Raw genomic sequence first — 13,856 nt, forward strand, 5'->3', positions numbered from 1 at the left:
CCAGGCGGGGCGCATCCAGCGGGCCGGCGGGTGGTCAAATGGCCACCCTATCTGACACAATGACTGCATGATGACGCTTACGAGAATCAAGATGCAGCAGCAGAACCGCGGCCGTCTGGCCCATTTCCTCTCCTTCTTGCGCCACGACGGCGCCCACTTTGCCCAGTTCGTCTGGGGCCGCTTCCAGCAGGACAGGTTGACGGTCACCGCCGGTTACCTGGCCTATGTCACCCTGCTCTCCCTGGTGCCCATGATCGCCGTGGTGTTCGGCATGATGTCGGCCTTTCCTGTCTTCCAGAGCCTGAAGCAGGGGATCGAGCAGTTCGTCTATCACAACTTCGTCCCCACGGCGGGGGAGATGCTCAAGGAGTACATCGACGGCTTCGTGGCCAACGCCACCAACACCACGGCGGTCGGCATCGGCGCCCTGATCGTGGTGGCTCTGATGCTGATCTCGGCCATCGACAAGAACCTCAACTACATCTGGCGCTCCACCCAGAGCCGGCCGCTGGCCCAGGCGTTCGCCATGTACTGGATGATCCTGACCCTGGGGCCCGTGCTCATCGGGGCAAGCCTTGCCATCTCCTCCTATATCCTCTCCCTCAAGCTGTTCGCTGCGGACAGCCTGTTCGGCATCGGTTACCTGCTGCTGCGCAGCCTGCCATTCCTGTTTTCAGTGCTCACCTTCCTGCTGATCTATACCGTGGTGCCCAACTGCCGGGTGCGGCTGACCCACGCCTTCATCGGCGCCCTAGTGGCCGCCACCCTGTTCGAGCTGGCCAAGCGTGGCTTCGCCATCTACATCACCAACTTCCCCTCCTACCAGGCCATCTATGGCGCCCTGGCAACCATCCCTATCCTGTTTGTCTGGGTTTACCTGAGTTGGCTGGTGGTGCTGCTGGGTGCGGAGACCACCGCCTGTCTGGGTGAATATGAGAAGCCGGGCACCGAGGAGCTGGCCTGACGCCGGCCTTTCATCGCCCCTGGCCCCTGTCGGGAAAGACTTGGCCTGAGCAGGGCGTTTATTGTTAGCATCGACGACCGCCCCGTCTTGTGACGGCGGCGGTCGTGTCGTTTATGAGAGGAGAGAGGCGTGATTGCATTGATTCAGCGGGTGTCCGAGGCCAGCGTGACCGTCGAGGGCGAAGTGACCGGGGCCATAGATCAGGGGCTGCTGGTGCTGCTCGGGGTGGAACAGGGGGACGACGAGGCCAAGGCGGACAAGCTGCTGCACAAGGTGAGCGGCTATCGCATCTTCTCTGACGAGAACGGCAAGATGAACCTCAACGTGGGACAGGTCGGGGGCAGCCTGCTGGTGGTTTCCCAGTTCACCCTGGCGGCGGACACCCAGAAGGGGATGAGGCCCAGCTTCTCCGGCGGGGCGCACCCGAGCGAGGCCGAGCGGCTCTACGACTACTTCGTGGCCCGCGCCAGGGAGAGCGGCATGCCGACCGAGACCGGCCGCTTTGCCGCCGACATGAAGGTCAGGCTGCTCAACGACGGCCCGGTGACGTTCTGGCTGCAGGTCTAGCCCCGCTCTGACGAGAGAGGGTGGCGGCTAGGTCGGCCGGCTGGTGGCGTGCAGGATTACGTTGCGATAGCCGGGCACCTGGTGGGCCTGGGTGGGACCAATCCACTCCTCCGCCAGTCGCAGTGCCTGGGCTTGCTCCAGGTGGGTACGTGGCAGCAGGTTGATGATGAGGGTGCCACTGAGGCGAAGGGCCAGCGCCTGATAGAGCGGAGCCTGAAACAGCAGCAGGGGGTTGCCGTCCTGGCTGAACAAATCCAGCAGCACCAGATCGTACTGCTCCTGGCTCTGCTGCAGGAAGTGCAGTGCATCCGCATGGTGCAGGCGTGGAGCGCCTCCCACCTGGGGTAGGAAGAACTGCTGGAACAGGGTGAGGATCTCCCCATCCAGATCCACGCAGTCGTGGTGGGCGTCGGGCCAGCGCGCCGCCAGATGGCGGGTGAGATCCCCCCCGCCCAGCCCGAGCTCCAGGATCCGGTTTGCCTGCTCTGGCAGGCGATCGGCGATGCACCTCTGATGGGGCAGGCAGAGGCTGGCCGGGTGGCTGAGGCTCATGGCGGATTGCACCACGCCGTCCATTTCCAGCCAGCGGTGGCAGGTATTTTCCAGGATAGAGAGGCGGCGCGCGGGCTTGGCGCTGAGGTGCAACAAGTGGTCGGCTTGGTACGCTTGCAGATTGAAGTCCATGAATTTGCACGGCAAGATGGCTTTCGACCAGTGTAACTCAAGGATGTTGTTATGTACCGGGTGGTTACTCCCCAAACGCCAGCGGAGCTGGATGCCCATTATCAATTGAGCTGCGAGGCATTGGTGCGCAAGCCTTTCAGTCTGTCCGTTGGCGCCAACTCAAGGATCGCTTTATGTACCGGGTAGTCACTCCTGAAACCGCAGCCGAACTGGATGCCTACTACCAGTTGCGCTGGGAACTGCTGCGCAAACCCTTCAACCTGCCGATTGGCTCCGAACGTGACGAATATGATACGGTCGCCGTCCACCGGCTGATGCTGACCGAGGACGGTACCCCCATCGCCGTGGGCCGCCTCTTTGTCGGCGGCGACGAGGCCCAGATCCGCTTTATGGCGCTGCGCCCCGAGTATCGTGGTCAGGGGCTGGGGGCCCGCATGGTGGAGGATCTCGAACAGCTGGCTCGCGACGAGAAGGTGAAGCGGCTGGTGATGAACGCTCGCCAGGAGGCGGTGGAGTTCTATCGCCGCTGCGGCTTCCTCGAGGTGGGCGAGGGGCCCGTCTCCTTCGGGCGCATTCCCCACCGCCAGATGATCAAGTCCCTGAGCCCGTTGCAGACGATCCAGTACCGCCCCGAGTGGTGCCAGGATCTCACCACCCGCTGGTCGCGCGGGATCCCCATCAGCGAGAAGATGGGGGTGCACATCACCCACTACGACGGCCAGACCTTCCACCTCAAGGCGAACCTGGCGGCCAACCTCAACGTTCACGACACCATGTTCGCCGGCAGCATCTACAGCCAGTGCGTGCTGGCGGGTTGGGGCCTCATCTGGTTGCAGCTCAAGGAGACTGGCCTTGGGGGAGACATAGTGCTGGCCGAGGGCAACATCAAATACTACAGACCGGTGAGCGAGGAGCCGGAGGCGCGGGTGGCCCGGGAGGGAATGCCCGCCGTGCTGGAACCGCTCAGGGAAGGGGAGTCTGCCAAGTTCAGCCTGCGGGTGCAGTTGTTCAGCGCTCGCAAGCTGGCGGTGGAGTTTGTCGGCCAGTACGTGGTGCTACCCATCAAACGCGGTGGTCGCTGATCCCGGCCGCGCTCCCCCCTCTCGACAACAAGGCCTCATTGCGAGGCCTTGTTCGTTATTGGGAGGCGGTGGCGGGAGCCGGCGCTTGCGCCTGCGGTCGCCAGAGCGGGCCGCTGCGCCCCTGTGCCGGGTAGCGTACGCCAGCCTCCCAGCCGCAGGCCTCCTGCCCGGTGGGGAACTGCCACTCCAGGCCGGGATCCGTGAGGGGGCCACGCCAGCGGGCGAGCAGTTCGGCGCAGCGCCGCTTGTTCAGGATGCCGAGATCCAGCTGCCACTGGTCGGCGGCGAGATCGACGCCACCCTGTAGCGCCAGCAGGTGGGTGATGGTGGAGGCTCCCCCCTGCTCGACCCGCACCTTGCCCTGCTCGGCCCTGGCGTTCAGCTTGATCTGATAGAAGGGCGTGTCTCCTTGCTGCATCGCCTGCCACAGCGCCTGTGGCGTCAGGGTCGGCGGTGTCTGCTCCTTGAACCAGGCATCCAGCAGGGGATCGATGGCAACCCTGTCCCAGAAGGGATCCTGGCTCTCCAGGCTCAGGCTGCCCTGCAGGGTGCGGCGCCAGCTGGCCGTCTCCTCGCCGGGCTGGCCGTTGAGGTCGGCCCGCAGATCCGCCGTCAGATCCAGCTTGCCCGCGAGCGACACCGGGGCGTGCAGCAGCCTGCCCCATTGATCCAGATCCAGCTGCTTGCCCTGCACCTGCACGCGGCTCTCCTGCCCCTTTGTCTTGCCCCACTGGCCGCTGAGGCTGAGGGAACCCTCATCCGGCAGGGTGCTGGCCAGCTTGCTGAGTTGCCAGGCCTCCGGGGTCAGCTCACCTTCCAGCGCCCCGTTGCGGGCACTGAGGCCGTCCCACACCAGCTCGAACCACTTGCTCTCGATACGGGCCCGGCCCAGCAGCGGGGAGGGCTGGTTGCCCCGCAATGCGAGGTCGCTCAGGTAGAGCTGCCAGCCCGTCAGGGAGAGGGGGATGGCATCGTCAAACGAGAGCACCTTGAGGCGGTCGAACGCCAGCTTGCGGATCTCGATCTGTTGCGGGCGCCAGCCCTGCCAATCCTGCCACCACCCCGGCGGCAGGCTGATGTCCATGCCGCTCAGGGCCATGTCTTTCAACGTCAGCCTCTGCTGCTGGGGGTCGAGGGCCAGATCCAGGCTGAACTCCCCTTCATAGGCCTTGCCCTGCAGCTCGGCATCGATCTGGCGGGGGGAGAAGGCGAGTTTGCCCGCGATGGCTTCCAGCTGGAACAGGCCGCGCCCGAGATCTCCCAGGGTGCCGGCGAGGTAACCGCTCGGCTGGGTGCCCGCCTGCCAGTTGAAGGCGGTGAGCTCACCGCTGAAGTTGTTGAGGGAGAGCTCCTGCTCGATGGCATTGACGCTGATCCCGGAGAGCCTTCCCCGATCCAGGCTGATGTGGCGCAGGGGGAATGCCCCGGGTGGAATGTCACCGAGCTCGACCCGCATGGCACGAGCCTGAAGATCGTGCAGCTGCAGGCTGCGCTCGGGCCAGTTCAGCACCATGCCGGTCTCGAGCAGGCCGTTGAAGAGGTTGGCGGTGAGCTTGTCGGTGCTCAGCACCTGACCTTCCAGCCTGCCCTTCAGGCTGAGGCGGGCCAGGGTGAACTGCGGGGTTTCCAGCTGGTTGATGCCAAGACTGAGGTTGGCCTGAGGCTGGCGCTTGGGATCGATCAGCTCCCAGTCGCTCAGGGTGGCGCTCAGGCCGCGCAGGGTCAGGGCCTCGCTCTGCAGGCTCAGGTTGTCTATGGTGCTGTCGCTGATGGAGAGGGAGTTGACCGGCAGGGTCGGCAACTGGTTGGGCAGCGGCAGCTTGATGACGGGGCGGATGAGATCCAGGTGAGCGATGCGCACGTCCCGGTTCAGCCAGTCTATCTGGTCTATCTCCAGGTACACCTTGTCCAGCTGCACGGCGTCACCGTAGCGCACCTGCTCCGCCAGCAGGGTATAGGGGTGCAGGGGGTTGAACACCAGCCGCCCTATGGTGACGGGCACCCCGGTCTGCTGGCTGAGCCAGTTGGCGATGGGGCCCTTGGCCCGTTCGGCGTCGAACAGGCCGAGGCCGACCCAGACGAACAGCAACAGGAAGGCGAGGGTGTAGAGCAGGCCGCGTAGCCAGGAATTCATGAGTGCTTTCCTCCTGTGTCTGTTGGTCTATCAGGGTTGGGGTAGTGATTCCGCAGGTCAGGCGTTGGAGTAATGGTCCCGCAGTCCCATCCATCGGCGGATCAGCGGGTCGACATGACCAGGATGCCTGTCCATCAGGAAGCGCGCCATCTTCTGCACCTGGGGGATGAGCGGCTGATCCCGCACCAGGTCGGCGATTTTGAGATCGGCGAGCCCGGTCTGGCGGGTGCCGAGCAGTTCCCCCGGGCCGCGCAGCTCCAGATCCCGCTGGGCGATGAGGAAGCCGTCGTTGGTCTCCCGCAGCACCCCGAGCCGGCTCTGGGCCGTCTTGGAGAGCGGGGCGTGGTAGAGCAGCACGCAGTGGGAGGCCACGGACCCGCGCCCGACCCGGCCGCGCAACTGGTGCAGCTGGGCCAGCCCCAGTCGCTCCGGGTTCTCGATGATCATCAGGCTGGCGTTGGGCACATCGACCCCCACCTCGATGACGGTGGTGGCGACCAGCAGTTGCAGTATGCCTGCCTTGAACTCCTCCATCACCCGCTGCTTCTCCACCGGGCGCATCCGGCCGTGTACCAGGCCGATGTGCAGGCCGGGCAGCAGATTTTGCAGCTCGGCGGCGGTGTCTTCGGCGGCCTGGCACTCCAGCACCTCGGACTCCTCGATCAGGGTGCAGACCCAGTAGGCCTGCTTGCCCTCCTCGCAGGCGAGCCTCACCCGCTCGATCACGTCGCCCCGCCGGCTGTCCGGCAGGGCGACCGTGGTGATGGGGGTACGCCCCGGCGGCAGCTCGTCGATGACGGAGGTGTCTAGGTCCGCATAGGCGGTCATCGCCAGGGTGCGCGGGATGGGGGTGGCGGTCATGATGAGCTGGTGGGGATGCACTCCCTCCCGCTCGCCCTTCTCACGCAGGGCGAGGCGCTGGTGCACCCCGAACCTGTGTTGTTCGTCGATGATGACCAGGGCGAGGCGCTGGAAGACTACCTGCTCCTGGAAGATGGCGTGGGTTCCCACCACCATCTTGACGCTGCCGTCCGCGATGGCAGCCAGCGCCTCTTCCCGTGCCTTGCCCTTCTGCTTGCCCGCCAGCCAGCCGACCTGGATGCCGAGCGGCTCCAGCCACTTGGCGAAGTTGATGGCATGTTGCTCGGCCAGCAGCTCGGTCGGCGCCATCAACCCCACCTGACAGCCGTTGCCGATGGCCTGCAGGGCGGCCAGCGCCGCGACCAGCGTCTTGCCGGAGCCTACGTCCCCCTGCACCAGCCGCATCATGGGGTGGCTCTGCTGCAGATCCTTCGCTATCTCCGCCACTACCCGGCTCTGGGCACCGGTGGGGGTGAACGGCAGGGCGCCGAGCAACTGCTCCACCAGGGCCGGTGCCGGCTTGAGGGCGCGGGCGAGCTGGGTCTGCGCCTGGGCGCGAACCTTGAGTACCGAGAGGTTGTGGGCCAGCAGCTCTTCCAGCACCAGCCGCTGCTGGGCCGGATGCTGGCCGCTCTCGAGCAGGGTCAGCGCCACCGAGGGGGGCGGGCGATGCAGCAGGCGCAGGGCGGCTGCCAGGTCGATCTGGTGGGGATAGAGGCCGACGGGCAGCAGCTCTTCCACGCCGTAGAGATCGAGCTGGGCCAGCGCCTGGTCGGTGAGGCTGCGCAGGGTGAGCTGGCGCAGCCCCTCTGTGGTCGGATAGACGGGGGTGAGGGCCTCTTCGGTCTGGCCTGCCTGCTCCTCGCCAAGCAGCTTGTACTCGGGGTGGGCCATCTCCAGACCGTACTTGCCGGGGCGGGTCTCGCCGAAACAGCGGATCAGGCGTCCGGCCGCCAGGCTGTTCTTCTGGGCGGCGGTGAAATTGAAGAAACGCAGGGTCAGGCTGCCGGTGCCGTCGCTGATGCGGCACACCAGCATGCGGCGGCGCCCCATGACCAGCTGGGTGTCCTGGATCTCGCCCTCGACGGCGCCGTGCAGGCCGGGGGGCAGATCGCCGATAGGCCACACCTGGGTGCGGTCCTCGTAGCGCAGGGGGAGGTGGAACAGGAGATCCTGCACCGTGGCCAGCCCCAGCCGCTCGAGTTTCTCCAGCATCTTGCTGCCGACGCCCTTGAGGCTGTCGAGAGGGATTTTATCCAATTTCATCAATTAGATGCCCGAAAACACTGTAAATATGTCCAGATGATAGGGGTTGTTGAGGCCAGGATGCAAGCCGCGTTGCAGCCGGCGCTGGCCGGATGTGACAAGGGCCCGCCGAAAGACGACGGGCCCTTGTGATGGATTGGGCGAGCAGCGATGCCCGGGTCGGCACTTGTGCCTCAGATGATGCGCTTGCGCAGGAGATGGTCTTGACCCTGTGGCATACCAGCCAGCAGCAAGAGTGCTGGCCTGCGCCTCAGATGATGCGCTTGAGCAGCAGGTGGGCCTTGACCCTGTGGATCCGGGCCAGCAGCTTGCGCACCTGATCCGGGTAGTCCTTGATCTGCTCGATCTGGTCGAAGTGGCTGATGCGACGGGTGTGGGTCAGGATGCAGTCACGCTCCTCACGGAAACGCGCACGCAGGTGGTGGTGTTCATCGTGCACCAGCAGGCCGTTCTCCAGGTCCAGCGCCCAGGCGCGGGGATTGAGGTTGTTGCCGGTGAGCAGGGCCCACTCCTCGTCCACGAAGATCCCCTTGAGGTGATAGGAGTTCTTCTCGCAGCACCAGAGCATCAGGTTGAGGCGGCCGCTGTCGATGTGGTGCTGGTTGCGCTCGGCAAACTTGCGCAGGTTGGTTTCGTAGAGGTAGGGGAGCCCGCCTATGGTGGAGAATTTCTCCTCCGGGGGGATGAAGAAGTCGTTGGCGGTCTTGTCGCCCACCACTATGGTCACCTTGCAGCCGCGTCTGAGCAGCGCCTCCACGTCCTTGTTCAACTCCTTGGGCGGGTTGAAATAGGGGGTGCAGACGAAGATCTCCCGCTCGGTGGCACGCACCAGGTTGCGGATCATCCGGTTGAGCAGGTTGCCTCGCTTGCCCAGGCCCACCATGGGGGTCACGGCGATCTCACGGTCGTTGGCCGGGATGCTCTCGAAGCGGTACTGGCTGGTGCGCAGGCGCTGCTTGAAGCGGCGGATCTGGCCCTTGAGCTGCTTGGCACCGGGGATGCCGGTGCGATCCAGCCGCTGGACGGCCTCGCTGCCGAGGAAGACGTCGTCCACATAGTTGACCATGCTGCGGGTCAGGGCCGGACTGGTGATCTGGTGGTAGCGATCGAAGCGGTAGCGCTCCTGCTGGTGCAGGTAGATATCGTTGAGGCTAGCGCCGGAGTAGAGCAGGGTGTCGTCGAAGATGAAGCCCTTGAGGTGCAGCACCCCGAGCAGCTCGCGGCCCTTGACCGGCACGCCGTAGATCTCTATCTGGTGCTGGTGGCTGGCGGCCATGGCCTGGTACATCAGGTGGTTGCCCCCCTGCTTGCCCTTGCCGATCAGGCCGCGCTGGGCGCGGTGGAAGTCGACGAACACCTTGATGTCGAGGGCGGGATTGCGCTGCTTGGCGGCATAGAGGGCGGTGAGGATCTCCCGTCCAGCTTCGTCATCCTGCAGATAGAGCGCGATCAGGTAGATGCGCTGGGTCGCATGGGCGATGAGCGACAGGATCCGGCTCTTGAAGTCCTTGGCGCTGCTGAGTACCTGAAACTGATCCGCGGCAACCGCGATCTGGGGTAAGCGGGTCAGCAACTGTCGATAATGTGCCGATGAATGCATAGAGAAGCCTGAAATCACGGGATGAAGCGTTCCACTCGGGGCGAAGAATAGGCAATTCTAACAATCTGTGGCGATGGGCCCAAGCAAGAATCCGTAAAAAGTCGATGCAGAGTCACATCGGGGCCGGCAGAGGCGGCCCCGATGTCGGCGGGTTAGAAGATGGCGCTGGCCGTGGCCACGATGAGGAAGGCGATGGTGCCGAGCAGCGTCTCCATCACGGTCCAGGTCTTGAGGGTGGTCTTCTCGTCCATGTTGAGGAAGCGGCTGACCAGCCAGAAACCGGAGTCGTTGAAGTGGGAGAGCACGGTCGCGCCCCCGGCGATGGCGATGACGATGAAGGTCAGATCCAGCTCGCTCAGGCCAGTGGTGGCGGCCACGGTCGGCGCCATCAGGGCGGCGGTGGTGGTCAGGGCCACGGTGGCAGAGCCCTGGGCGACCCGCAGCGCGGCGGAGACCAGGAAAGCCGCCAGGATCACCGGCATGCCGGTGTCGGAGAGGACGTCGGCCAGGGCCGCGCCGATGCCGCTGGCACGCAGCACACCGCCGAACATGCCGCCAGCACCGGTCACCAGGATGACGGCACAGACCGGGGCCAGGGCGTCGTTACAGAATTTCTCGAGCTGCACCTTGCCCTGGCTCTGGCGGAACATCCAGAGGGCGTAGAGCACGGTGATGAGCAGGGCGACCGGCGTCTTGCCGACCATGCGCAGCACGTTGACCCAGTCCGCACTCTTGTCGATGACGCCCATGACGCTCAGGGTGTTGAGGCCGGTATCCATGAAGATGAGCACCAGCGGCAGCAGCAGGATGGAGAGTACCTGGCCGAAGCTCGGCGCCTTGTCAGCGATCTGCTCGGCACTGGCGGTGAAGCTCGGGGGCAGGGGCAGTTCAAACTTCTTGCCGGACCAGAGGCCGAACAGGTAGGCACCCAGATACCAGGTGGGCAGCGCGACCAGCAGACCCACGACGGTGAGCAGGCCGATGTTGGCACCCAGCAGCTCGCTGGCGGCGACCGGGCCCGGGTGGGGCGGCAGGAAGGCGTGCATCACCGCGAAGGCGCCGGCGGAGGGCAGGGCATATTTGAGGACAGAGCCGCCAAACTGCTTCGCCACGCTGAAGATGATGGGCAGCATGACGATGAGGCCGGCGTCGAAGAAGATCGGGAAGCCGAACAGCAGGGAGGCGATCCCGAGCGCGAAGGGCGCGCGGTGGGAGCCGAAGCGGTTGATCAGGGTATCGGCCAGTACCTTGGCGCCCCCCGTCATCTCCAGGATCCGGCCTATCATGGCGCCGAGGCCGACCAGCAGGGCGACCGAGGCCAGGGTGCCGCCGAAACCGGTCAGCATGGTGGGGATCACCTGGTCATAGGTGACCCCGGTGGCCAGGGCTGTCAGCATGCTGACCAGGGTCAATGCCACGAAGGCATGCACCTTGAATCGCATGATCAGCACCAGCAACATGACAATGGCTCCGCCCGCTACCGAGAGCAGATAGGTGACATCGGGTGTGTTCATTGCTCCGTCCATAAAGTTGTCCTCAAATGGTTCTAGTTGTTGTTCTGCACAATTCTGTGCTGCACTTCACATTGCGAAACGTTACCGGTAACATGTTACCGGTAACGTGGTAGCTTAGAACCCATCAGGCGAACGTTTTTTGAAAAGTGAGAGAGAGGTCAAATAATGGCGGGCAAGTGCATTATCGTGATGGGTGTGTGTGGCAGCGGCAAGTCCAGCATCGGCCTCAAGGTGGCCAATGCTCTGGGTGCCAAGTTCATCGACGGCGATGATCTGCACCCTCGCGCGAACATCCAGAAGATGGCGGCGGGCAACCCGCTCAACGACGAAGACAGGGCCCCCTGGCTGGAACGGATCCGCGATGCGGCCTACAGCCTGGAGCGCAAGAACGAGCTCGGCGTCATCGTCTGCTCGGCCCTCAAGAAGCAGTACCGCGACCAGATCCGCGAGGGCAACGACTCGGTACACTTCCTCTTTCTGGATGGCAGCCAGTCTCTCATTCTCGAGCGGATGCGGGCACGGCAGGGCCACTTCATGCGCGAAGCCATGGTACAGAGCCAGTTTGATACCCTGGAGCGGCCGGATGGCGAGGCCGGCGTCTTCCGCATCGACATCGACGGGACCTTCGAGCAGGTCGTCGACCGTGCCGTCACCGCGCTGCAGCAGGCGCAATGAGCCATGTCGCGCGCCCGGGCACTGCCGAGCGCGCCCGTATATAGAGTTGGAGAGATAGCTATGACCCATCCCGTGATCACCCTGGTGACCGACCGCATCCGCGAGCGCAGCACCGCCCGCCGCGCCCGCTTCCTGGCCCGCATCCACCGCCAGGCCGAGCAGGGCAAGACCCGCGCCTCCCTCTCCTGCGGCAACCTGGCCCACGCCGTGGCCGCCTCGAGCTGTGACGAGAAGGGACGCATCCTCGACATGACCCGTGCCAACGTCGGCATTGTCAGCGCCTACAACGACATGCTGAGCGCCCATCAGCCCTATCAGGGCTACCCGGACATCATCAAGGGCGCGCTGGCGGAGCTGGGTCACAGCGCCCAGGTCGCCGGCGGCGTCCCCGCCATGTGCGACGGCGTGACCCAGGGCCAACCGGGGATGGACATGTCCCTCTTCTCCCGGGATCTCATCGCCCAGGCCACCGCGGTCTCCCTTTCCCACAACACCTTCGACGCCACCCTGCTGCTCGGCATCTGCGACAAGATAGCCCCGGGCCAGATCATGGGGGCGCTCTCCCACGCCCACCTGCCCACCGCCTTCGTCCCCGCCGGCCCGATGGCCAGCGGCATCAGCAACGACGAGAAGGTGAAGGTGCGCCAGCAGTACGCCGCCGGTGAAGTGGGCCGCGATGCCCTGCTGAAGATGGAGTGCGGCGCCTACCACGCGGCGGGCACCTGTACCTTCTACGGCACCGCCAACACCAACCAGCTGGTGTTCGAGGCCATGGGCCTGATGCTGCCGGGCTCCGCCTTCGTTCACCCCCACAGCGAACTGCGCCACGCCCTGACGGAAGAGGCGGCTCGTCGCATCAGCGCCATGATCCCGGGCTCCCCGGCCTATCGCCCCCTGAGCGAGGTGGTGGACGAGCGCGCCCTGGTCAACGGCCTGGTGGCCCTGCTCGCCTCCGGCGGCAGCACCAACCACAGCATTCACATGGTGGCGCTGGCCCGCGCCGCCGGCCTGGAACTGACCTGGGATGACTTGAGCGATCTCTCCGACGTGGTGCCGCTCCTGGTGCGCATGTACCCGAACGGCCCGGCCGACGTGAACGCCTTCGAGCAGGCGGGCGGCGTGCCCGGCCTGATGCGCCGTCTGGCGGAGGCGGACCTGATCCACCTGGACGCCACCCCTGTCTTCGGCGAGATGGCGGACTACCTTACTCGTCCTGCGCTGGTGGATGGCAAGCTGGTGTGGCAGCCGGTGGGCGAGAGCCAGGATCCGACCGTGCTCTCCCCCTCCGGCAGCGAGTTCCAGGCCACCGGCGGCACCAAGCTGCTCTCCGGCAACCTGGGCCGCGCCGTGGTCAAGGTCTCTGCGGTCGCCCCGGAATACCGCGTCATCGAGGCACCGGCCCGGGTCTTCTCCTCCCAGCATGCGGTGGAGGCAGCCTACAAGGCGGGGGATCTCAATCAGGATGCCGTCATCGTCGTGCGCCACAATGGCCCGGCGGCCAACGGCATGCCGGAGCTGCACAAACTGATGCCGGTACTCGGCAACCTGCAGAAGGCGGGTCACAAGGTGGCCCTGGTCACTGACGGCCGCCTCTCCGGCGCTTCCGGCAAGATCCCGGCCGCCATCCACGTCACCCCGGAAGCGCTGCACGGCGGGGCCATCGGCCTGTTGCAGGATGGCGATCTGCTGCGGGTGGATGCGGTGACCGGCAGCCTCGACTGCCTGACCGATTTGAGCGGCCGCACCCAGGCCGAGATCGACCTCACCCTGGAACAAGAAGGGTGGGGCCGTGAACTGTTCAGCGTGATGCGTCGCGCGGTATCGAGCGCCGAGTGTGGCGCCACCATCTTTGACTAAGGAAGAGCTATGCAGAACTGGAAAGTGACCCCTGCCGAGGTGTTTGCCGCCTCCCCCCTGGTGCCCGTGATGGTCATCAACGACCTGGATCAGGCCCTGCCGATGGCGAAGGCCTTGCTGGCCGGCGGCATTTCGGTGTTCGAGATCACCCTGCGTACCCCGGTGGCCCTCGATGCCATCGCCCTCATCGCCAAGGCGATGCCGGAAGCCATGGTGGGTGCCGGTACCGTGCTCAACTGCGCGCAGTTTGACGCCGCCGTCGCCGCCGGTGCCCGCTTCGTCATCTCCCCGGGCATGACGCCGGCCCTGTTGGCCCACGCGGCCAAGAGCACGGCGCCGCTGATCCCGGGCGTGGCCACCCCGTCCGAGGTGATGCAGGCGCTGGAAGCGGGCTACGACCACCTGAAGTTCTTCCCGGCCGAGGCGAACGGCGGCACCAAGGCGCTCTCCGCCATCGCGGCGCCGCTGCCCCAGGTACGGTTCTGCCCCACCGGCGGCATAGGTCCGAAGAACGTGGCCGACTACCTGGCGCTGAAATGCGTGGCTACCGTGGGCGGCTCCTGGATGCTGCCAGCAGAGGCCGTCAAGAGCGGCAACTGGGAGGAGGTGACCCGCCTCTCCCGCGAAGCGGTGGAACTGGTCAAGCGCTAAG

11 protein-coding genes are annotated in these 13,856 nt (G+C 65.4%); 6 read left to right on the forward strand and 5 right to left on the reverse strand.

The annotated features are described in order from the left end of the window. Window positions 1–91 precede the first annotated feature (91 nt). Both BN1136_RS03175 and dtd read left to right on the forward strand, forming a co-directional pair. Window positions 92–964, forward strand: a complete 873-nt coding sequence (locus BN1136_RS03175) for a virulence factor BrkB family protein (protein WP_043763384.1) — start codon at window positions 92–94, stop codon at window positions 962–964. Between the two features lie 129 nt (window positions 965–1,093). Next, a complete protein-coding gene (dtd, locus tag BN1136_RS03180) occupies window positions 1,094–1,531 on the forward strand; it encodes a D-aminoacyl-tRNA deacylase (RefSeq protein ID WP_043763382.1) in 438 nt (145 codons plus the stop codon). Window positions 1,532–1,558: 27 nt separating this feature from the next. Here the strand turns inward: dtd and BN1136_RS03185 are convergent, their stop codons facing one another. Beyond that, complete coding sequence (locus tag BN1136_RS03185; RefSeq protein WP_043763538.1) at window positions 1,559–2,215, reverse strand: spermidine synthase; 657 nt, start codon at window positions 2,213–2,215, stop codon at window positions 1,559–1,561. A gap of 173 nt (window positions 2,216–2,388) precedes the next feature. On the opposite strand from BN1136_RS03185, the gene BN1136_RS03190 reads away from it, so the two are divergent. After that, window positions 2,389–3,297 carry a bifunctional GNAT family N-acetyltransferase/hotdog fold thioesterase gene (locus tag BN1136_RS03190; protein WP_043763380.1) on the forward strand — a complete coding sequence of 303 codons (909 nt, stop codon included), beginning with the start codon at window positions 2,389–2,391 and terminating at the stop codon, window positions 3,295–3,297. 55 nt (window positions 3,298–3,352) lie between these two features. Here the strand turns inward: BN1136_RS03190 and BN1136_RS03195 are convergent, their stop codons facing one another. The 4 genes from BN1136_RS03195 to BN1136_RS03210 form a co-directional block, all read right to left on the reverse strand. Further along, window positions 3,353–5,431, reverse strand: a complete 2,079-nt coding sequence (locus BN1136_RS03195; protein ID WP_043763378.1) for an AsmA family protein — start codon at window positions 5,429–5,431, stop codon at window positions 3,353–3,355. Between the two features lie 57 nt (window positions 5,432–5,488). Next, window positions 5,489–7,558, reverse strand: coding sequence for an ATP-dependent DNA helicase RecG (recG, locus tag BN1136_RS03200; RefSeq protein WP_043808033.1), 2,070 nt, complete (start codon window positions 7,556–7,558; stop codon window positions 5,489–5,491). Between the two features lie 250 nt (window positions 7,559–7,808). Beyond that, window positions 7,809–9,158, reverse strand: coding sequence for a CDP-diacylglycerol--serine O-phosphatidyltransferase (pssA, locus tag BN1136_RS03205; protein WP_043763376.1), 1,350 nt, complete (start codon window positions 9,156–9,158; stop codon window positions 7,809–7,811). 152 nt (window positions 9,159–9,310) lie between these two features. Then, the gene (locus BN1136_RS03210; protein ID WP_231557827.1) at window positions 9,311–10,672 is read right to left on the reverse strand and encodes a GntP family permease; all 1,362 of its coding nucleotides are present in this window, start codon (window positions 10,670–10,672) and stop codon (window positions 9,311–9,313) included. Between the two features lie 165 nt (window positions 10,673–10,837). Between BN1136_RS03210 and BN1136_RS03215 the strand changes: the two genes are divergently transcribed. Genes BN1136_RS03215 through BN1136_RS03225 form a run of 3 tightly spaced genes read left to right on the forward strand, consistent with a single transcriptional unit; the run spans window position 10,838 to window position 13,855 of the window. Next, window positions 10,838–11,347: a gluconokinase gene (locus tag BN1136_RS03215; protein ID WP_043763373.1), complete on the forward strand. Its 510-nt coding sequence runs from the start codon at window positions 10,838–10,840 to the stop codon at window positions 11,345–11,347. A 60-nt stretch (window positions 11,348–11,407) separates the two neighbouring features. After that, a complete protein-coding gene (gene edd / locus BN1136_RS03220) occupies window positions 11,408–13,204 on the forward strand; it encodes a phosphogluconate dehydratase (RefSeq protein ID WP_043763371.1) in 1,797 nt (598 codons plus the stop codon). Window positions 13,205–13,213: 9 nt separating this feature from the next. Continuing rightward, window positions 13,214–13,855, forward strand: coding sequence for a bifunctional 4-hydroxy-2-oxoglutarate aldolase/2-dehydro-3-deoxy-phosphogluconate aldolase (locus tag BN1136_RS03225; protein ID WP_043763368.1), 642 nt, complete (start codon window positions 13,214–13,216; stop codon window positions 13,853–13,855). Window position 13,856 lies beyond the last annotated feature (1 nt).

It is taken from the genome of Aeromonas taiwanensis (genome assembly GCF_000820165.1).
GTDB lineage: Bacteria > Pseudomonadota > Gammaproteobacteria > Enterobacterales > Aeromonadaceae > Aeromonas > Aeromonas taiwanensis.